19 protein-coding genes are annotated in these 18,642 nt (G+C 72.2%); 14 read left to right on the forward strand and 5 right to left on the reverse strand.

The annotated features are described in order from the left end of the window. Positions 1-48 precede the first annotated feature (48 nt). The 8 genes from J2X36_RS04875 to J2X36_RS04910 all read left to right on the forward strand — a co-directional run bounded on the left by J2X36_RS04875 (position 49) and on the right by J2X36_RS04910 (position 8,939). The gene (locus tag J2X36_RS04875; protein WP_310346878.1) at positions 49-1,824 is read left to right on the forward strand and encodes an acyl-CoA dehydrogenase; all 1,776 of its coding nucleotides are present in this window, start codon (positions 49-51) and stop codon (positions 1,822-1,824) included. Positions 1,825-1,849: 25 nt separating this feature from the next. After that, complete coding sequence (locus J2X36_RS04880; protein WP_310346882.1) at positions 1,850-2,629, forward strand: enoyl-CoA hydratase-related protein; 780 nt, start codon at positions 1,850-1,852, stop codon at positions 2,627-2,629. Beyond that, a complete protein-coding gene (locus tag J2X36_RS04885) occupies positions 2,626-3,477 on the forward strand; it encodes an SDR family NAD(P)-dependent oxidoreductase (protein WP_310346885.1) in 852 nt (283 codons plus the stop codon). The genes J2X36_RS04880 and J2X36_RS04885 overlap by 4 nt, the downstream gene beginning before the upstream one ends. 64 nt (positions 3,478-3,541) lie before the next feature. Continuing rightward, positions 3,542-4,402, forward strand: a complete 861-nt coding sequence (locus tag J2X36_RS04890; RefSeq protein ID WP_132255112.1) for an NAD(P)-dependent oxidoreductase — start codon at positions 3,542-3,544, stop codon at positions 4,400-4,402. A gap of 8 nt (positions 4,403-4,410) precedes the next feature. Continuing rightward, on the forward strand, positions 4,411-5,415 hold the full coding sequence (locus J2X36_RS04895; protein WP_132255113.1) for a magnesium transporter CorA family protein: 1,005 nt from the start codon (positions 4,411-4,413) through the stop codon (positions 5,413-5,415). 138 nt (positions 5,416-5,553) lie between these two features. Then, a complete protein-coding gene (locus J2X36_RS04900) occupies positions 5,554-7,074 on the forward strand; it encodes an ATPase domain-containing protein (protein ID WP_310346890.1) in 1,521 nt (506 codons plus the stop codon). Further along, positions 7,071-8,159: an HWE histidine kinase domain-containing protein gene (locus tag J2X36_RS04905; protein WP_310346893.1), complete on the forward strand. Its 1,089-nt coding sequence runs from the start codon at positions 7,071-7,073 to the stop codon at positions 8,157-8,159. The genes J2X36_RS04900 and J2X36_RS04905 overlap by 4 nt, the downstream gene beginning before the upstream one ends. A gap of 24 nt (positions 8,160-8,183) precedes the next feature. Then, entirely contained in the window at positions 8,184-8,939 is a 756-nt protein-coding gene (locus tag J2X36_RS04910) for an SOS response-associated peptidase (RefSeq protein WP_310346896.1), read from the forward strand. Between the two features lie 39 nt (positions 8,940-8,978). On the opposite strand, the gene J2X36_RS04915 is transcribed toward J2X36_RS04910, so the two are convergent. From J2X36_RS04915 to J2X36_RS04925, 3 genes are all read right to left on the reverse strand, one after another. Further along, positions 8,979-9,257, reverse strand: coding sequence for a hypothetical protein (locus tag J2X36_RS04915; protein ID WP_310346899.1), 279 nt, complete (start codon positions 9,255-9,257; stop codon positions 8,979-8,981). A 65-nt stretch (positions 9,258-9,322) separates the two neighbouring features. Next, a complete protein-coding gene (locus J2X36_RS04920; protein ID WP_310346901.1) occupies positions 9,323-10,570 on the reverse strand; it encodes an RNA methyltransferase in 1,248 nt (415 codons plus the stop codon). After that, on the reverse strand, positions 10,567-11,313 hold the full coding sequence (locus J2X36_RS04925; RefSeq protein ID WP_310346904.1) for a TlyA family RNA methyltransferase: 747 nt from the start codon (positions 11,311-11,313) through the stop codon (positions 10,567-10,569). Before J2X36_RS04925 ends, J2X36_RS04920 begins: the two co-directional genes overlap by 4 nt. Positions 11,314-11,439: 126 nt before the next feature. On the opposite strand from J2X36_RS04925, the gene J2X36_RS04930 reads away from it, so the two are divergent. After that, entirely contained in the window at positions 11,440-11,988 is a 549-nt protein-coding gene (locus J2X36_RS04930; protein WP_310346907.1) for a superoxide dismutase family protein, read from the forward strand. Between the two features lie 54 nt (positions 11,989-12,042). Here J2X36_RS04930 and J2X36_RS04935 read toward each other — a convergent pair whose 3' ends face one another. Then, positions 12,043-13,410 (reverse strand): MFS family transporter, encoded by a 1,368-nt coding sequence (locus J2X36_RS04935; protein WP_132255121.1) that lies wholly within the window; start codon positions 13,408-13,410, stop codon positions 12,043-12,045. 265 nt (positions 13,411-13,675) lie between these two features. On the opposite strand from J2X36_RS04935, the gene J2X36_RS04940 reads away from it, so the two are divergent. Then, positions 13,676-14,509 (forward strand): DUF1236 domain-containing protein, encoded by an 834-nt coding sequence (locus J2X36_RS04940; RefSeq protein ID WP_310346909.1) that lies wholly within the window; start codon positions 13,676-13,678, stop codon positions 14,507-14,509. Between the two features lie 39 nt (positions 14,510-14,548). Here the strand turns inward: J2X36_RS04940 and hrcA are convergent, their stop codons facing one another. Beyond that, positions 14,549-15,586 carry a heat-inducible transcriptional repressor HrcA gene (gene hrcA / locus J2X36_RS04945; protein ID WP_245516560.1) on the reverse strand — a complete coding sequence of 346 codons (1,038 nt, stop codon included), beginning with the start codon at positions 15,584-15,586 and terminating at the stop codon, positions 14,549-14,551. Between the two features lie 303 nt (positions 15,587-15,889). Between hrcA and rph the strand changes: the two genes are divergently transcribed. The 4 genes from rph to J2X36_RS04965 are packed head-to-tail and all read left to right on the forward strand — an operon-like array spanning position 15,890 to position 18,640. Beyond that, positions 15,890-16,615, forward strand: coding sequence for a ribonuclease PH (gene rph, locus J2X36_RS04950; RefSeq protein ID WP_310346911.1), 726 nt, complete (start codon positions 15,890-15,892; stop codon positions 16,613-16,615). Next, positions 16,612-17,241: an RdgB/HAM1 family non-canonical purine NTP pyrophosphatase gene (rdgB, locus tag J2X36_RS04955; protein ID WP_132254105.1), complete on the forward strand. Its 630-nt coding sequence runs from the start codon at positions 16,612-16,614 to the stop codon at positions 17,239-17,241. The genes rph and rdgB overlap by 4 nt, the downstream gene beginning before the upstream one ends. Positions 17,242-17,281: 40 nt before the next feature. Continuing rightward, the gene (gene hemW / locus J2X36_RS04960; RefSeq protein ID WP_310346915.1) at positions 17,282-18,448 is read left to right on the forward strand and encodes a radical SAM family heme chaperone HemW; all 1,167 of its coding nucleotides are present in this window, start codon (positions 17,282-17,284) and stop codon (positions 18,446-18,448) included. A gap of 9 nt (positions 18,449-18,457) precedes the next feature. Next, entirely contained in the window at positions 18,458-18,640 is a 183-nt protein-coding gene (locus J2X36_RS04965; RefSeq protein WP_310346917.1) for a hypothetical protein, read from the forward strand. Positions 18,641-18,642: the final 2 nt, after the last annotated feature.

An 18,642-nucleotide genomic window follows, 5' to 3' on the forward strand; every position in this document is an offset into this window, starting at 1 on the left:
AGACCGTCAGGGACAGCGCCGCCGAAGACGGCGCGGGAGGGGAGTACCATGAGCTACCGCGCACCCGTCGCCGAGCTGGCCTTCACCCTGCGCCACGTGGCGGGTCTCGAGGCGGCGCTGGCCGGTTCCGGGCAGGGCGATCTGACGCTGGAGGATGCGCGGGCCGTGCTGGAAGAGGCGGGCCGCCTCGCGGGGTCCGTCCTGGCTCCCCTGAACCGCGTCGGCGACCGCCACGGCACGCTGCTCGCCGACGGCGTCGTGACCACGCCGCCGGGCTGGCGGGAAGCCTACCGCACCTTCGTGGAGGGCGGCTGGAACGGGCTCAGTGCGCCGGAGAGCCACGGAGGGCAAGGTCTTCCGCACCTCCTGAACGCGGCCTGCACCGAGATGTGGAACGGCGCCAACCTCGCCTTCAGCCTGTGCCCGCTGCTGACCGCGGGCGGCATCGAGGCGGTGGAGAAGCACGGCTCCGATGCCTTGAAGGCCGGCTATCTCGAGAAGCTCGTCTCCGGCGAGTGGACCGCGACCATGAACCTGACCGAGCCGCAGGCGGGCTCCGACCTCGCCCTGCTGCGGACCCGCGCCGAGCCGAACGGCGACGGCAGCTACCGGATCACCGGCGCCAAGATCTACATCACCTACGGCGAGCACGACCTCACCGAGAACATCGTCCACCTCGTGCTGGCCCGCCTCAAGGACGCGCCGGCGGGCACGCGGGGCATCTCGCTCTTCCTCGTGCCGAAGGTGCTGCCGGACGGGAGCCGCAACGACCTGCGCTGCTCCGGCATCGAGCACAAGCTCGGCATCCACGCCTCGCCGACCTGCTCCATGGCCTTCGGCGACGGCGGCGGGGCCACGGGCTGGCTGATCGGCGAGGAGAACCGGGGCCTCGCCTGCATGTTCACCATGATGAACAGCGCCCGCCTCGGCGTCGGCCTGCAGGGCGTGGCCGTGGCCGAGGCCGCGACCCAGAAGGCACTCGCCTACGCGCAGGAGCGGCGGCAGGGCCGGGCGCCGGGCGCGGGCGAGGGCGAGGGCGGCGCGAGCCCCATCATCGAGCACGCGGACGTGCAGCGCATGCTTCTCACCATGAAGGCCGGGACGGCGGCCGCGCGCGGCATCTGCTACCTGACCGCGGCGGCGCTCGACGCCGCGCGCGGGCCGGAGGGGCAGGCCGCCTACGACCGCGCCTCGCTGCTGACGCCGGTCGCGAAGGCCTTCTCCACCGACATCGCCAACGAGGTGACCTCGCTCGGCGTGCAGGTCCATGGCGGCATGGGCTTCGTCGAGGAGACGGGGGCCGCCCAGCTGATGCGCGACGCCCGCATCCTCGCCATCTACGAGGGCACCAACGGCATCCAGGGGCTCGACCTCGTCGGCCGCAAGCTGCCGCTCAACGGGGGCGCCACGGTGCGGGCGCAGATCGCGTCGATGCGCGAGGTCGCCGAGGGGGTGCTCCGGGACAACAGCCCCGCCTTCGGCCACACGGCGGCGCGGCTGCGGGCCGCGATCGAGAGCCTCGACCGGGCGACGAGCTTCGCGCTGAGGGCGCTCGCCTCGAACCGGCCGGAGGAGGCCCTGGCGGGCGCGACCCCGTATCTGCGCCTGTTCGGACTGGCGCAGGGCGGGACCTGCCTCGCCAAGGCGGCGCTCGCGGCGAGCGCGGCGATCCGGGACGGCGAGACCGACCCGGCGCATGCCGCGCGGATCGCGCTGGCGCGGTTCTTCGCCGAGAACCTCGCGACGGCGGCGGGCGGGCTGGAGCAGACGATCCTCGACGGCGGCGGCTTCGTCCACGAAGCCAGGATTGCGCTGGCGAGCTGAGTTCAACGAACGCGGGAAGAGCCGGATGAGCGAGTTCATCGGAATCGAGGATCACGGACCCGTCCGAGCGATCACGATTCGACGCCTGGAAAAGAAGAACGCGATCATCGGCCCGATGTACGACGCCATGCGCGAGGCGCTGGTCTCGGCGGATGCTGAGGGCTCGGGAATCGGCGCCGTGCTCTTCTCGGGAAGCGCGGGCGTGTTCACGGCCGGCAACGATCTCGCCGACTTCCTGGCGATGGCCGGCGGCCCCTTCTCCGAATCGCCGCCCCTGCGCTTCATCCGGCAGCTCGCCCGCACCCGCACGCCGATGGTGGCGGCGGTGGACGGGATTGCGGTGGGCATCGGCACGACGCTGACGCTCCATTGCGACCTCGTCTACGCGAGCCCGTCCGCGCGCTTCCGCATGCCCTTCGTCGAGCTCGGCCTCGTGCCGGAGGCGGCATCGAGCTACCTGCTGCCGCGCCGGGTCGGCCACTTGCGCGCGACCGAGATGCTGATCCTGTCGGAGGCCTACGACGCGGACACCGCGGTTGGGCTCGGGCTCGCCAACGCAGTGATCCCGGCCGACATGCTGGCCGAGCACGCGTTGGCGCAGGCAAGGCGCCTCGCCGCCCTGCCGCGCGGTGCGGTGGCGGCGACGCGGCGCCTGATCCGCGGCGATCAGGCGGCGGTCGAGGCGGCGCTGGAGGCCGAGGCGGTGGCCTTCGACGCGCAGCTCCGCTCCGAGGAGGCGCAGGGCGCGCTGCGCGCCTTTTTCGCGCGCGGCGCCGCGAAGGCGAAGACGGACACCGCCGCGTGAGCGTGCCCGACCTCCGCGGCCGGGTCTGCCTCGTCGCGGGGGCCTCGCGGGGCGTCGGGCGCGGCATCGCGCGGGGGCTCGGGGAGGCCGGCGCCACCGTGATCGTCACGGCCCGCTCCAGCGAGACCGGGGCACGCACGGAGATGCGGCCGGAGGCGGTGGAGGACACGGCGCGCGAGGTCGACGCGGCCGGGGGCCAGGGCCACCACTATCTCTGCGACCACACCAGCGAGCGCGCCGTCGACGAGCTGATCCGCTGGACGCTGCGCCGCTTCGGGCGGATCGACGTCGCGGTGTCGAGCGTCTGGGGCGGCAACGAGGGCTTCGACGGAACCCGCTACCCGGACGGGACGGGCTGGGGCACGCCGTTCTGGCGCCGCTCGGCCGAGCCGTTCGGCCGCTTCCTCGAAGGCGGCCCCTACGCCGCCCTGCTGCTGGCGCGGGCGGTCGCGCCCGCCATGGTCTCGGCGAAGGGCGGGCTGATCGCGCTCGTCTCCTTCGACACCCAGGACGGCTATCTCGGCGACGTCTTCTACGACCTCGCCAAGGCGGCCACCAACCGGCTGGCGCTCGCCTTCGCGGAGGAATTGCAGCCCCACGGCGTCACGGCGCTCGGCCTGTCGCCCGGCTACGTGCGCACCGAGCGGGTGCGCGACCTCGGCCAGGAGGAGCGCGCGACCGAGAGCCCGCTCTACGCAGGCCGCGCCCTCGCGGCCCTCGCGGCCGACCCGAGCGTCGCGGAGCGGGCCGGGCAGATCCTGCACGCGGGCGATCTCGCCCAGGTTTACGGCTTCACCGACGCGGACGGCGCCCGGCCGCCGCGCTTCCGAGTCGGGCAACAGGACTGAGGGCGGCGCGGGGCTCCCGGTCGACGGGAGCCTCGGGAGCGCCGCGAGATCCGGGGAGGGTTCGATGGTCGCATCACTGAAGGGCAAGACCCTGTTCATCACCGGCGCTTCGCGGGGCATCGGCCTCGCGATCGGCCTGCGCGCGGCGCGCGACGGGGCGAACGTCGCGATCGCGGCCAAGACCGACACGCCGCACCCGAAGCTTGAGGGCACGATCCACACCGCCGCCGCCGAGATCGAGGCGGCGGGCGGCCGGGCGCTGCCCCTCGTCGTCGACGTGCGGGAGGAGGAGAGCGTGGCGGCGGCGATCACCCGCACCGCGGAGACCTTCGGCGGCATCGACATCGTGGTGAACAACGCGAGCGCGATCTCGCTGACGCGCACGCCGCAGACCGAGATGAAGCGCTTCGACCTGATGCATCAGATCAACACCCGCGGCACCTACATGGTCTCGAAATACGCGATCCCGCACCTGGAGAAGGCCGAGAACCCGCACATCCTGATGCTGTCGCCGCCCCTCGACATGCAGGAGAAATGGTTCGCCCCCCACCTCGCCTACACGATGGCGAAGTTCGGCATGTCGCTCTGCGTGCTCGGCCTCTCGGGAGAGCTTCGCCGGGCCGGCATCGCCGTCAACGCGCTCTGGCCCCGCACCACGATCGCGACGGCCGCGGTCAACAACCTGCTCGGCGGCGAGGCCCTGATGCAGGCGAGCCGGACACCCGAGATCATGGCGGATGCGGCCCATACCCTGTTCCTGATGCCGTCCCGCGAGGTGACGGGCCGCTTCCTGATCGACGACAGCTTCCTGGCCGAGAGCGGCGTCACGGACTTTTCAAAATACCGCGTCACACCCGGCGTACCCCTTGCGCCGGACTTCTTCGTGCCGGATGCGAGCGTACCGCCACCGAACGCGTTCGCCTGAGAGACCTCGTGATCTTCATCCACCAGCCGGCGGCCGGCGCCGGCCAGATCCTGCTTGAGCGGCGCGCCCTCGACCTTCAGGACCCGATCCCCGACGACACGGTCTGGCTCGACATGATCCGCCCGACCCGCGAGGAGGACCTCAAGGTCGAGGCCTTCATGGGCATCCAGGTGCCGACCCGCGAGGAGATGAAGGACATCGAGCCCTCGGAACTCCTCTACGTGGAGGAGGGCGCCCGCTACATGACGGGCCGCGTGCTCAGCAAGGTCAGCGATTCGGAGGATCCGGGGCTTGCCGGCATCACCTTCATCCTGCGCGAGAACCGCCTCGTCACCGTGCGCTACGAGGAGCCGCAGGCGTTCCGGATGTACACGCAGCGCGCCGGGCGCACGACGGGCAACGGCCCGGCCGGCATCACTTCGGGCGAGACCATCCTCGCGGGGCTGATCGAGGCCGTGATCGACCGGGCGGCCGACGTGCTCCAGCTCCAGGGCGAGCGGATCGACCGGCTCTCGGGCAAGATCTTCGAGGTGCAGGACGACCCGAGCGTGCGCAACACCGCGCTGCAGGACACGCTGCGCGCGCTCGGGCGCCACGGCGATCTCATCTCCAAGCAGCGCGAGAGCCTCGTCTCGATGGAGCGCATCCTGCTCGCGCTCTCGGCGACCTACCGCACCAACAAGGCGCCGCGCGAATTGCGCGAGGACGTGCGCTCGACCCTGCGCGACCTGCAATCGCTGGAGGAGCACGCGACCTTTCTCTCGACCAAGATCCAGTTCCTCCTCGACGCGACGCTCGGCCTCGTGAACCTGGAGCAGAACAACATCATCAAGCTGTTCTCGGTCATGGCGGTGGTGTTCATGCCGCCGACCCTGATCGCGTCCATCTACGGCATGAACTTCAAGGCGATGCCGGAGCTCGAATGGCCCTTCGGCTACCCGATGGCGGTGCTGATGATGGTGGTGGCCGCCGTGCTGCCTTACGTGTTCTTTCGGTGGAAAAAATGGCTCTGAGGTCGAACCAAGCCGTCCCGTCAGAGTTGTGAAACGGCTTCGCTTGGCACATTTCGGGGGTGCCGTTAGAGAAGGGTGGGCGTGCATTCGGCTGCCCGTCCGAAGCGGGCTCTCCCCGAGATGACGAGACCGGACTTCATGAGTGCGATGGCCGGACAGTCGAAGAAGGCGAGGATCGGGATCTCCGGCCTCGACGACGTGCTCTCCGGCGGCCTCGTCCGGAACCGCCTCTACCTTCTGGAAGGCAGCCCCGGCACCGGCAAGACCACGGTGGCGCTGCAATTCCTGCGTGACGGCGCCGCGCAGGGCGAGAAGTCCCTCTATATCACGCTCTCCGAGACCGAGGAGGAGCTGCGCGAGACCGCCACGTCGCATGGCTGGACCATCGACCCCAGCATCGCGATCTTCGAGCTGATCCCGCCCGAGAGTCTCCTCGACGCCAACCAGCAGCAGAGCCTGCTCTACTCCTCGGATCTGGAGCTCGGCGAGACGACCCGGCAGATCTTCGACGCGGTCGACCGGGAGAAGCCGGACCGGGTCGTGCTCGACAGCCTGTCGGAGATCCGCCTGCTCGCGGGCTCGTCGCTGCGCTACCGCCGCCAGATCCTGGCGCTGAAGCACTATTTCGCCCGCCACGCGATCACCGTCCTGATGCTCGACGACCTGACGGCAGAAGCTCTCGACAAGACCGTGCACAGTGTCGCCCACGGCGTCATCCGCCTGGAGGAGCTGGCGCCTGATTACGGCGCTGAGCGTCGTCGCCTGCGGGTCATCAAGTACCGCGGCCAGCACTTCCGCGGCGGCTTCCACGACTTCACCATCACGACCGGCGGCGTGCAGGTCTTTCCCCGCCTCATCTCGCTGGAGCACAAGACGGGTTTCGCGCGCGATCGCCTCGCCAGCGGCATCCCGGAACTCGACGCGCTTCTGGGCAACGGCGTCGAGAAGGGGTCGAGCGCCCTCATCCTCGGCCCGGCGGGGACCGGCAAGTCCCTTTTCGCGGTGCAGTACGTGCTGGCGGCGATCGCTCGCGGGGAGCGGGCGGCGATGTTCGTCTTCGACGAGGAACTCGGCCTCCTGTACGACCGCACCCGGCAGCTCGGCTACGACCTCGAAGGCGCGCGCGACGCGGGCCATCTCCTGATCGAGCAGGTGGACGCCGCCGAGCTCTCTCCGGGCGAGTTCGCCCACAGGGTGCGCGCGCTGGTCGACGCGCACGGGGTCAAGACGGTGGTGGTCGACAGCCTCAACGGCTACCAGGCCGCGATGCCGCACGAGAACGCCCTCATTCTCCACGTCCACGAGCTGTTGCAATACCTCAACCGGCAGGGCGCCACGACCTTCCTGACGGTTGCTCAGCACGGCCTCGTCGGGGACATGAAGTCGCCCGTGGACGTCACCTACCTCGCCGACACCGTGATCCTGCTGCGCTACTTCGAGGCGTTCGGCCGGGTCCGGCGGGCGATCTCCGTCGTCAAGAAGCGCGCGGGCCCGCACGAGGACACGATCCGCGAATACACGATCGGCGGGAACGGCCTCGCCATCGGCGCTCCGCTCGCCGGCTTCCAGGGGGTGCTCCGCGGGATCCCGACCTTCATCGGCGGGGCGGGCGAGTTGCGCCTGCCCGTCGACGAGGCGGGGCAAGAGGGCGACGCGTGACGCAGCCCAACAACCCGCACTCGGAGCGCGTGCTGATCCTCGCCCCGCACGGCCGCGACGCGCCGATCGCCGCCTCGCTGCTCGGCGAGGCGAAGATTCCGGCGGTGATCTGCCAGGATCTGAACGATCTTCACCGCGGGCTCGTCGAGGGCGCCGGCATGGTCCTCCTCACGGAGGAGGCGATCCGCACCGCCGATCTCGGCGCGATCAGCAGCTGGATCGAGGCGCAGCCGCCCTGGTCCGACATGCCGTTCGTCCTGCTCACCGGCCGGGGCGGAGGGCCGGAGCAGAACCCGTCCGCCGCCCGCCTCTTCGGTATCCTCGGCAACGTCACCTTCCTCGAGCGGCCCTTCCATCCGACGACCCTGGTCAGCGTCGCCCGCACCGCGCTCCGCGGGCGCCGGCGCCAGTACGAGGCCCGCTCACGCCTCGAGGAGCTTCACGAGGGCGAGAGCCGGCTGAAATCGGCGCTGATGGCCGAGCAGCGCGGTGCGCAGCACCAGCGGCTGCTCATCGACGAGCTGAACCACCGGGTGAAGAACACGCTGGCCACCGTGCAGTCGATCGCGACGCAGACGCTGCGCAACGCCGACACCAACGACGAGGCCTACGCCTCGCTGGAGACCCGGCTGCTCGCCCTGTCGCGCGCCCACGACGTGCTGACCCGCGAGAACTGGGAGGGCGCCGACCTCGTCGAGGTCGTGTCGCAGGCGATCGCCCCCTACCGGGGCCGCAACGGCGAGCGCTTCCACATCACGGGGCCGGGCGTGCGGCTGTGCCCGCGCATGTCCCTCGCCATCGCCATGGCGATCCAGGAACTGGCGACGAATGCCGTGAAGTACGGGGCGTTGTCCAAGGAGGGCGGCGCCGTCGAGATCGACTGGGCCGTGCGCAACGGGCCAAAGCCGCCGCGCCTCGCCTTCCGCTGGACCGAGGTGGGCGGCCCCTCCGTGAAGCCGCCGAAGCGCCGCGGCTTCGGCTCGCGCCTGATCGAGCGCAACCTCGCCCGCGACCTCGACGGGGCGGTCGAGATCAACTTCGCGCCGACCGGCGTCGTCTGCACGGTGGACGCGCCGATCGCGTGAGGCTCGGGAGGGAGGGCTGAGGCGATGTGCGGGCGGTTCTTCATTGCGCAGGCGCCGGAGATCTTCCGGGACTTCTACGGCTACCCGGAGCGGCCGAACTTCCCCGCCCGCTACAACGTGGCCCCGACGCAGCCCGTCGCGATCGTCCACGCGGAGGGCGGCGAGCGCCATTTCCGGCTCGTCCGCTGGGGCTTCTGGCCGGGCTGGCTCAAGGACCCGAAGGGGTTCCCGCTCGTCATCAATGCCCGCGTCGAGACCCTCACCGAGAAGCCGACCTTCCGCGGCGCGCTGCGCCACCGCCGCTGCGTCTTCCTCGCCGACGGCTTCTACGAGTGGCGGCGGGAGGGCACGGGCCGCGGCGCGATCAAGACGCCCTTCATGATCCGCCGGGCGGACGGGGCTCCGATGGCGCTGGCGGGGCTCTGGGAGACCTGGGCGGGCGCGGACGGCTCGGAGATCGACACCGCGGCCATCGTCACGACGGGGGCGAACGGCACGATGGCGGCGATCCACGACCGGATGCCCGCGATCCTGGCGCCCGAGACGATCGAGCCCTGGCTCGACACGCGCGGCGTCGATGCCGGCCCCGCCGCCTCGCTCTGCCGGCCCTGCCCGGACGCGTGGCTGCGCCTCGACCCCGTCGGCGCCCGCGTCAACGACGCGCGCAACGACGATCCCGGGCTGATCGAGCCGGTGGGCGAGCCACGGCCGGCGCCCCCCGAGCCCGGCGCGCCGCCCCGCCGCTCCAGCGACGAGGACGCGCAGGGCGCGCTGTTCTGAGGCGCCGGCTCCCTGTCCGCGAGGGGCGCAGCCCGCGGGTCAGTTGCAGCCCTGGCAGATGCTGCGCTCGATGCGGTCGTCGGCGGAGCGCTCGCGGCGCTGCTCGGCGGCGCTCGGCACCTCGCCCGGGCCGAGGGAGCCCGGCGGCTTCGTCACCCCTTCCGCATTCGTGTAGGGCGCGGTGATCGTCGAGGCCGGTCCGCCGCCGGTGCCGGTCCGGTCGGGCGCCGTCGTGCTGTCCTGCGCGTGCAGCATCGTCGGCAGGGCGAGGGCGAGGCAGAGCCCGGCGGCTCCGCGGGCGAGGGCTGAGGCAAGCATGGCCGTCTCCTGTGCCCGCAGAACGCGGCGCCCGCGCGAAGGTTCAGGGGCGGGTACCGTACGCTCTAGCGCCGCCGCTTCTGGGGAGGCCGCCGGAACACGCCGACGAGCTCGACATGGGGCGACCACGCGAACTGGTCGACGGGCGTGATGCGCTCCAGCGCGTAGCCGCCGGCGACGAGGGTCGCCGCGTCGCGGGCGAAGGTCCCCGGATCACAGGACACCATGATCACCTGAGGCGTGCGGGATTGGGCGAGCTGCGCCGCCTGCGCCTGGGCGCCGGCGCGCGGCGGATCGAGCACGACGGCGTCGTAGGCATCCGCCTCGTGCGCCAGGAGGGGGCGGCGGAAGAGGTCGCGCCGCTCGTGGCTGATCCGGCGCAGGCCCGTGGCCGCGCGCGCCGCCCGATCGAGGCTCGCGAGCGAGGCCGCGTCGCCCTCGAGCGCATGCACCTCGGCGCGGCGGGCCAGCGCCAGGCTGAAGGGGCCGCTGCCCGCGAACAGGTCCGCGACGCGCTTCGGCCGGCCCGCGAGGGACTCGACCACGATCTCCGACAGGATCGCCTCGCCGCTCTCCGTGGCCTGCAGGAAGCCCCCCGGCGGCGGGACGCGGGACGGGCCGCCGGACCCGATCGCGGGCGGGCGCCGCTCGACGACGACGTCGCCGTGGAGCGCGAGGCGGGCGAGGTCGAGCTCGTCCGCGAGGCGGACGAGGACGGCGCGCACGCCCTCGCTCACCGGCCCGTGGCCGCGGATGTCCACGTCGAGGCCCGCTCGCGTCGCGGTCACCGCCACGTCGAGGGGCTTGCGGCCGTGGCCCAGCGGCGCGGAGAGCCTGCGCGCGATCTCGGGCGCCCGGTGCAGGGCGGGCACCGTGATCGGGCAATGGTCGATCGCCACCAGCGCGTGGCTGCGGGCCGCCATCAGGCCGGCCTCCGCCTGCCCCTCGACGTGGCGCACGTGGAGCGTGATGCGCCGCCGCCCGGGCGCCGAGGCGTCGCGCAGCGGCTCCGGCTCCACGGCGAGCCCGGCCTGAGCGAGCGCACCCGCCACGAGCCCGCGCTTCCAGGCAGCGTAGGCGGCGGGCGCGAGGTGCTGCACGGCGCAGCCGCCGCAGCGCTCGAAATACGGGCAGAACGGCGCGATCCGGTCGGGCGAGGGGGTCTCGACCGCGACCAGTTCGGCGCGCGGGCCGGCGCGGCGCACGGCGACGCGCTCGCCCGGCAGGGCGCCCGGCACCGGCGTGCCGTCCTCGGCGATGCCGTCGCCGCGGGCGCCGAGATGGCGGATCGCGACCGTCTCGAGTTCGCTCAACGCCGATCTCCCATGCGGCCGCCGATCAGGAATTCCCGGTTGCCGTCGCCGCCCGCGACCGGGGAGGGGACGAGGCCGAGGATCGTCGCGCCGAGCCCTTCGAGGCAGGCACGCACCTCCGTGCAGACGGCGTCGTGCACGGCTTCGTCACGCACGATCCCGCCGCGGCCGACGCGTTCGCGCCCGGCCTCGAATTGCGGCTTGATCAGCGCGGCGAGGCCGGCGCCTTCCGCCAGGAGCGGCACCACGGCCGGCAGGACGAGCCGCAGCGAGATGAAGCTGACATCGACCGCCATCAGGGCCGGCGCCCGCGGGATCGACGCCCGGTCGAGGCGGCGCGCATCCGTTCCTTCGAGGCTCGTCACCTCGGCGCGCGCGCGGAGCGAGGCGTGCAGCTGGTCGCGCCCGACATCGACGGCGTAGACATGGGCTGCGCCGCGCTGGAGCAGGACGTCGGTGAAGCCACCCGTCGAGGCGCCGACATCGAGGCAGACGAGGCCCCGCGGGTCGAGGCCGAAGGCGTCGAGGGCGGCGGCGAGCTTGACGCCGCCGCGGGACACGAAGGGGTAGGGCTCCCGCGCCTCGATCCGCGCCTCGGGCGCGATCCGGTCGGAGGCGCGCAGGATCGGGCGCCCGTCCGCGCTGACGAGCCCCGCCTCGATGGCCGCCTGCGCCCGGGCCCGGCTCTCGAAATGGCCGCGCTCCACCAGAAGGCGATCGGCTCTCGGCCGGTCCCGCGTCATGTCGCCCCGATGGTCCCGTCTCGATGTGTGGTCAATGCGCCACCCGACGCTTCGGCTTGGCGGCAAGCCCTGTCGAAGGGCAAGCTCGGCGCCTAACTAGCCCAGCGTGGAGAGGAGAGCCATCACATGAAATGCCACCTGCCGTTGCTCGCGGCCCTCGCGAGCGTGACCCTGACCGCATCCGCCCTGGCCCAGACCGCCGAGGCGCCGGCGAAGCCCGCCGCGCCGCAGACCTTCGAGAGCGAGATCAAGAACAACAAGGGCGAGCCGATCGGCACGATCCAGCTCCGCGACGGCTCGAACTCGCTGGTGGTGCGGGTCTCGATCAAGGCCAACGGCCTGCCGCCGGGCTGGCACGGCATCCATTTCCACGCGGTCGGCGACTGCTCGGACACCGAGAAGTTCGAGAAGTCGAAGGCGCACGTGAACCACGACCAGAGCAAGCACGGCCTGCTCAACCCGGACGGGCCGGACGAGGGCGACCTGCCGAACGTCTTCGCCAATGCCGACGGCTCGGTGAATGCCGAGGTGTCCAGCGAGACCCCGCTGACGGGCGAGGGCGGCCTCAAGGACGGCGACGGCTCGGCCCTCGTCATCCACGCGAACGAGGACGACCACGCGAGCCAGCCGATCGGCGGCGCGGGCCCGCGCATCGCCTGCGCGGTGATCAAGTAGGTCGCGGGATCGAAGGGCGCGTCTCCGGCCCGCGCGGGGCGGAGACGCGGCTGCTCATGCGTGGGCGAGCCGCGGCTTGGCGCCGAGGGCCTCCTCGACCGTGCCGTCGCCGTCGAGATAGCCGTGGCGCTTCGGGTTCGGCATGATGACCGACCCGACGAAGGCGACGGCGAGCATCACCGTCACGTACCAGAAGAAGCTCGACTCGATGCCCTGGTCCTTGAACCAGAGGGCCGCGTACTCGGCGGTGCCGCCGAAGGTGGCGTTGGCGAGTGCGTAGGAGAGACCGACGCCGAGCGCCCGCACGTTCGTCGGGAACAGCTCCGCCTTCACGATACCGCTGATGCCCGTGTAGAAGCTGATCACGGTGAGCCCCAGCGTGATCAGGGCGAAGGCGAGATAGGGGTCCTTGTTGCCCCCGAGCAGGGTCATCAGCGGCACGACCATGATCGTGCCGAGCCCGCTGTAGAGCAGCATGTTCGCCTTGCGGCCGATGCGGTCCGAGAGCGCCCCGAAGATCGGCTGGATCAGCATGTAGACGAGGAGCGCCAGGGTCATCACCTGCGAGGCGGTGGTCTTCTCCATGTGGGCCGTGTTGACGAGGTATTTCTGCATGTACGTCGTGAAGGTGTAGAAGCTCAGCGAGCCGCCGGCGGTGTAGGCCAGCACCACGCAGAAGGCGCGCCAGTGCTTGAACAGCTCCTTGAAGGTGCCGGCCTGCTCCCGGTCGCCGCCCTTCTCCATCGTCTCGGCCAGCGAGCGCCGCAGGTAGAGGGCCACCACGGCGGCGAGCGCTCCGATGAAGAACGGGATGCGCCAGCCCCAGGCCCTGAGCTCGTCGGCCGTCAGGAGCGCCTGCAGCGACACGAGGACCAGCGAGGCGAGGAGCTGTCCGCCGATCAGCGTGACGTACTGGAACGAGGCGTAGAAGCCGCGCTGCCCCTTCAGCGCCACCTCGCTCATGTAGGTGGCGCTGGTGCCGTACTCGCCGCCGACCGAGATGCCCTGGACCATCCGGGCGACGAGGAGCAGGATCGGCGCGGCCGTGCCGACCGTGGCGTAGGTCGGCAGGAGCCCGATGGCGAGCGAGCCCGCGCACATCATCAGGACCGAGATCACCATCGAGGTGCGGCGCCCGAGCCGGTCCGCGATGCGGCCAAACAGCCAGCCGCCGACCGGCCGCATGAAGAATCCGACCGCGAAGATGCCCGCCGTCTGCAGGAGCTGGCTCGTCGGATCGCCCTGCGGGAAGAAGGCGGGCGCGAAGTAGAGGGCGAAGAAGGCGTAGCAGTAGAAGTCGTACCACTCGACCAGGTTGCCGGAGGAGGATCCGACGATCGCCATGATCCGGCGGCGGCGGTCGGCGGCATCGTCCTGCGCGGAGGACGCGATTCCGATCGTGTCGGGCGGGGACGTGTGCATGGGCGTTTCCTCTGCGGCACGCGGCGTTCGCGGTGATTGTACTTCGCGCCACCCGCACGTTTATCCCCTGCCGCCCCATCCGAACAGGCTGGCGGGCGCGCTAACGCACTGAGACACCTCGGGGTGTCACCGTCGGGCCGCATCGCCCGCGCGGGGAGCGCGCGATCGGCGGATCCGGCATTTGCGGAACGGTTTCCTGCACCTTCTCGTTGCGGGGCGGAGTCGACGCCAGAACGGCGTCGCGAAAACGGGATCGGATCACGCCATGAGCAAGCTCGTTCGGAGCACGGTGACGGCCGCCGTGCTGGTTCTCGGGGCCGCGACGGCCCTCGCACAGGGCGGAGCCGGCGGTGGCGCCGGCGGTGGTGCTGGCGGAGGGGCAGGCGGCGGTGCCGGGGTCGGCGCAGGTGGCGCGGGCGGCGGCGCGGGCGGTGCGGGTGGCGGTGCCGGCGGCGGCGTCCGCGGCGGTGGTGAGGCCGGCGGTGCCGGCGGTGCTGCAGGGGCCGGCGGCGGCGCCCGCGGCGGCGAGGCGGGCGGCGCGGGCGGCGCCGGCCCCCGTGGCGGTGCGGCCGAGCGCGGCGGCGAGGCCGGCCAGCGGGGCGGCCGAGAGGATGGTGGCGCGGCGCAGCGCGGCACCGAGCCCGGGGGCCGCGACGGCGCCGGGCGCGCCGGCGAGCGGGGTGGCCGCGACGGCGGAGCCGAGCGCGGCGAGCGCGGTGGCCGCGAGGGTGGAGCGGAGCGGGGCGACCGCGATGGACGCGGCGGAGCCGACCGTGACGGACGCGGCGGGCGCGAGGGCGCGGCCGAGCGCGGTGGCGGGCGGAGCGAGGCGCGGGGCGCCGTCAACCGCCTCGACACGCGCCAGCGCACGGAGTTCCGCCAGTCGGTCACGAGGCTCGGCGTCTCGCCGGTGCGCAGCGTGAACTTCAGCCTCAACGTCGGCACCGCGATCCCGCGCTCGGTGACGCTGCACGCGCTGCCGCCGGCGATCCTGACCCTGGTCCCGGCCTATCGCGGCTATCGCTTCATCCTGGTCGAGGACGACATCGTCATCATCGATCCGGACACCTACGAGATCATCGACGTCATCCCGGCCTGAACCGGTACCGGGCGGCGCTCCGGCGCCGCCCGAACCTTCTCATCGCCCTCCGTCGAGGAGCTTCGAGACCACGCGGGCGGTGTAGTCGACCATCGGCACGATGCGGGCGTAGTTGAGCCGCGTCGGCCCGATCACGCCGACCACGCCGACGATCTTCTGCGAGCCGTCGCGGAAGGGCGCGGCGATCATCGACGAGCCGGAGAGCGAGAACAGCTTGTTCTCCGAGCCGATGAAGATCCGCACGCCCTCGCCGCCCTCGGCCCGGGCGAGCAGGTCGATCACGTCCTTCTGCGTCTCCAGATCGTTGAAGAGCAGGCGGATGCGCTCGAGATCCTCGACCGCCCTGAGATCGTCGAGCAGGTTCGCCTGCCCGCGCACGATGAGCTGGCGCGCGTCGGACGGCCCCACCGTGGTCGCGAGCCCCGCATCGACGAGGCGCTCGGTGATGACGTCGAGTTCCCGCTTCATCGCCTGGCGCCCGGCCTCGATCTCGGCGCGCAGCGCCCCGAGGGTGCGCCCCTGCAGGCGGGCATTGAGGTAGTTCGAGGCTTCCTGCAGCGCCCCGGTCGGCAGGCCCGCCGGCAGGTCGAGGAGGCGGTTCTCCACCGAGCCGTCGTCCGAGACGAGGACGACGAGGGCGCGGTCCCGGTCGAGCCGCACGAACTCGATGTGCTTCAGGTGCACGTTCTGCTTCGTCGTCACGACGACGCCCGCGCCGCGCGAGATGCCCGAGAGCAGCGTCGAGGCCTCCGCGAGCGCGGAATCGAAGGTGTGGCGGGAGGCGGCGGCGCGCATCTGCGCCTCGATCAGCGCCTGCTCCTCGCGCCCGACATCGCCGAGCTCCAGCATCGCGTCGACGAAGAAGCGCAGGCCCTGCTCCGTCGGCAGCCGCCCGGCCGAGGTGTGGGGCGCGAAGATGAGGCCTGCATGCTCCAGATCCGCCATCACGTTGCGGATCGAGGCCGGGGACAGGGTCATCGGCAGAATGCGCGCGAGATTGCGCGACCCGACCGGCTCCCCCGTCGAGAGATAGCTCTCCACGATCTGCCGGAAGATCTCGCGGGCGCGCTCGTTCATCGCGGCGAGCGCTTGGAATTGCTGCGGGGAGGAGAGGGAGCGGGGAGTTTCCGTCACTGGGTTCTTGTCCTGACCGCCGATTGTGTCGCCGCTCAGGCCGCGGATCAACCGTGCCGCCCGCGCCGCGGGGCCGCAGCGTCCCGCCCGGGGCGCATGGAGACTCTACAAGACCTGTCCTCAATACCTGCCCGCGCGGCCGGCATCTGCAAGGGAGCGCTGCGGGGAGGGGCCGTGCGGGTTGCCGCCTCCGCCGGGCCGGCCTATGAGCGCAGCCCTGACATCCGACAGGACGGGGAGAGTGGCATGCGGCCCTCGAAGCGCGCGGCCGACGAGCTGCGCAAGGTGACACTCGAGCGTGCCGTGGCGCGCTACGCGGAGGGGTCGTGCCTCGTCACCTTCGGCGAGACCAAGGTCCTGTGCACGGCCTCCCTGGAGGAGCGCGGGCCGCCGTGGCTGCGCGGCTCCGGCAAGGGCTGGGTCACGGCCGAATATGCCATGCTGCCGCGCGCGACCCACGACCGCACCCGCCGCGAGGTGAATTCGGGCAAGCCCTCCGGGCGCACGCAGGAGATCCAGCGGCTGATCGGCCGGTCGCTGCGCGCGGTGACGAACCTGCCGGCGATCGGCGAGCGTCAGATCACGGTCGATTGCGACGTGCTCCAGGCCGATGGCGGCACCCGCACAGCCGCGATCACGGGCGCCTGGGTGGCGCTGCACGATTGCTTCGCCTGGATGCAGAAGCGCTCGATCATCTCGGTCAACCCGGTGCGCGACCACGTGGCGGCGGTCTCCTGCGGCATCTACCAGGGCACGCCCGTCATCGACCTCGACTACGCCGAGGATTCCGCCGCCGAGACGGATGCGAATTTCGTGATCACCGGCACCGGCGGCCTCGTCGAGGTTCAGGGCACCGCCGAGGGCAAGCCGTTCTCGGAAGAGGAACTGCTGGAGCTCCTGCGCCTCGCCAAGGGCGGCGTGGGCCAGCTCGTCGCGCTCCAGAAGCAGGTTCTGGCGGGGGCGGCCGCGTGAGCCACCGCATCCTCTCGGGCCGCGTCGTCATCGCGACCCACAACGCGGGGAAGCTCGTCGAGATGCGCGAGCTGCTCGCGCCCTTCGGCGTCGAGGCGGTGTCAGCCGGCGATCTGAACCTGCCCGAGCCCGAGGAGACGGGCACGATGTTCGCCGAGAACGCGGCGATCAAGGCGCTCGCCGCGGCGGAAGCGTCGGGCCTGCCCGCCTTCGCGGACGATTCGGGGCTCTGCGTCGACGCCCTCGACGGGGCGCCGGGCCTGTTCTCGGCCCGCTGGGCGGGGCCGGCGAAGGACTTTTCCGGCGCGATGGCCCGCATCCTGTCCGAGCTCGAGCGCCGCGGCGCCACGAACCGCCGAGCGCATTTCGTCTCGGCCCTCGTCCTCGCCTGGCCGGACGGCCACACCGAGCTCTTCGAGGGCCGGGTCTTCGGCGATCTCGTCGAGCCGCGCGGCACGGCTGGCTTCGGCTACGACCCGATGTTCCGGCCGGACGGGTTCGAGCGGACCTTCGGCGAGATCTCCTCGGAGGAGAAGCACGGCGTCGATTGGCAGAGCGGCAAGGCCCTTTCCCATCGGGCGCGTGCCTTCGTGACCTTGGCGGAGGCCTGCCTGCGCCGGCCGTGAACCGGCTTCGAGCAACGGGCCCGCAGGGGCCGGTGACACCATGCTGATCGATCACCCGACCCGCGACGCCGGCTTCGGCGTCTACCTGCACTGGCCCTTCTGCGCCTCGAAGTGCCCGTATTGCGACTTCAACAGCCACGTCCGGCAGGCGCCGGTCGACGAGCCGCGCTTCCTGGCGGCCTTCCGCGCCGAGATCGCGCATGTCGCCGCCCGCACGCCGGGGCGGCGTGTCTCAAGCGTCTTCCTCGGGGGCGGCACGCCCTCGCTGATGCGACCGGAGACGGTGGCGGGCCTCCTGGAGGCTGTCGAGGCCGCGTGGGGGATGACGGCGGATGTCGAGATCACCCTGGAGGCCAACCCGACGAGCGTCGAGGCGGGCCGCTTCCGCGGCTACCGCGCGGCCGGCGTCAACCGCGTCTCCCTCGGCGTGCAGGCCCTCGACGACGCCTCGCTGAAGGGCCTCGGGCGCCTGCACACGGCCGAGGAGGCGTTCCACGCGGTGCGGACCGCGCAGGCGCATTTCGAGCGCACGTCCTTCGACCTGATCTACGCCCGGCCGGCGCAAACGCCGGAGGCGTGGCGCGCTGAGCTGACGGAGGCGATCGCGCGGGCGGCCGAGCACCTGTCCCTCTACCAGCTCACCATCGAGCCGGGCACGCCCTTTTACGGCCTCGCCAGGGCCGGGCGCCTCGTACCGCCGGACGAGGAGAGCGCGCGCATCCTCTACGACGTGACGCAGGAGGTCTGCGACCGGGCGGGCCTGCCGGCCTACGAGATCTCGAACCACGCGCGGCCCGGCGCGCAATCGCGCCACAACCTGCTCTACTGGCGCTACGGCGAGTATGCCGGCATCGGACCCGGCGCGCATGGGCGCCTCGTGACGGAGGCCGGACGCATCGGCACCGTGACGGAGCGGGCGCCGGAGGCGTGGCTCGCCCGCGTCGAGGCCGAGGGCCACGGCATCACCGAGACGGAGGCGCTCGCGCCCGCCGACGAGGGCGACGAGTTCCTGATGATGGGCCTTCGCCTCACAGAGGGGATCGACCCGGCCCGCTACGCCGCGCTCAAGGGCCGCCCGCTCGATGCCGTGCGGCTCGCGGCCCTCGTCGAGGACGGGCTCGTCGCCCGGTTGGCCTCCGGCCGCATTGCGGCAACGCCGAGGGGGGCGCCGGTGCTGAACGCCCTCGTCGCCGAACTCGCAGCCTGAGCGGCGGCCATGCCGGGGGCCACCCTCGGCCTCGTCCTGTTCGCGGCCGTCCTGCACGCGGCCTGGAACACGCTGCTCCGCGGCGGCTCCGACCGCCTCGGGTCGATGGCGGTGATGAACCTCGCCAGGGGCCTGCCCGGGCTCGCGGGCCTCGCGCTCTACGGCCTGCCGGTGCCGGCGGCGTTTCCCTAGCC

The sequence above is a fragment of the Methylobacterium sp. BE186 genome (assembly GCF_031457035.1).
Lineage (GTDB): Bacteria > Pseudomonadota > Alphaproteobacteria > Rhizobiales > Beijerinckiaceae > Methylobacterium > Methylobacterium segetis.

Bases quoted from the DNA above. Each gene is read 5' to 3' on its own strand.
- J2X36_RS04875 (WP_310346878.1), top strand. From the start codon at position 49: ATGAGCTACCGCGCACCCGTCGCCGAGCTGGCCTTCACCCTGCGCCAC.
- J2X36_RS04880 (WP_310346882.1), top strand. From the start codon at position 1,850: ATGAGCGAGTTCATCGGAATCGAGGATCACGGACCCGTCCGAGCGATC.
- J2X36_RS04890 (WP_132255112.1), top strand. From the start codon at position 3,542: ATGGTCGCATCACTGAAGGGCAAGACCCTGTTCATCACCGGCGCTTCG.
- J2X36_RS04900 (WP_310346890.1), top strand. From the start codon at position 5,554: ATGAGTGCGATGGCCGGACAGTCGAAGAAGGCGAGGATCGGGATCTCC.
- J2X36_RS04910 (WP_310346896.1), top strand. From the start codon at position 8,184: ATGTGCGGGCGGTTCTTCATTGCGCAGGCGCCGGAGATCTTCCGGGAC.
- J2X36_RS04915 (WP_310346899.1), bottom strand. From the start codon at position 9,257: ATGCTTGCCTCAGCCCTCGCCCGCGGAGCCGCCGGGCTCTGCCTCGCC.
- J2X36_RS04925 (WP_310346904.1), bottom strand. From the start codon at position 11,313: ATGACGCGGGACCGGCCGAGAGCCGATCGCCTTCTGGTGGAGCGCGGC.
- J2X36_RS04930 (WP_310346907.1), top strand. From the start codon at position 11,440: ATGAAATGCCACCTGCCGTTGCTCGCGGCCCTCGCGAGCGTGACCCTG.
- J2X36_RS04935 (WP_132255121.1), bottom strand. From the start codon at position 13,410: ATGCACACGTCCCCGCCCGACACGATCGGAATCGCGTCCTCCGCGCAG.
- J2X36_RS04940 (WP_310346909.1), top strand. From the start codon at position 13,676: ATGAGCAAGCTCGTTCGGAGCACGGTGACGGCCGCCGTGCTGGTTCTC.
- hrcA (WP_245516560.1), bottom strand. From the start codon at position 15,586: ATGAACGAGCGCGCCCGCGAGATCTTCCGGCAGATCGTGGAGAGCTAT.
- rph (WP_310346911.1), top strand. From the start codon at position 15,890: ATGCGGCCCTCGAAGCGCGCGGCCGACGAGCTGCGCAAGGTGACACTC.
- hemW (WP_310346915.1), top strand. From the start codon at position 17,282: ATGCTGATCGATCACCCGACCCGCGACGCCGGCTTCGGCGTCTACCTG.
- J2X36_RS04965 (WP_310346917.1), top strand. From the start codon at position 18,458: ATGCCGGGGGCCACCCTCGGCCTCGTCCTGTTCGCGGCCGTCCTGCAC.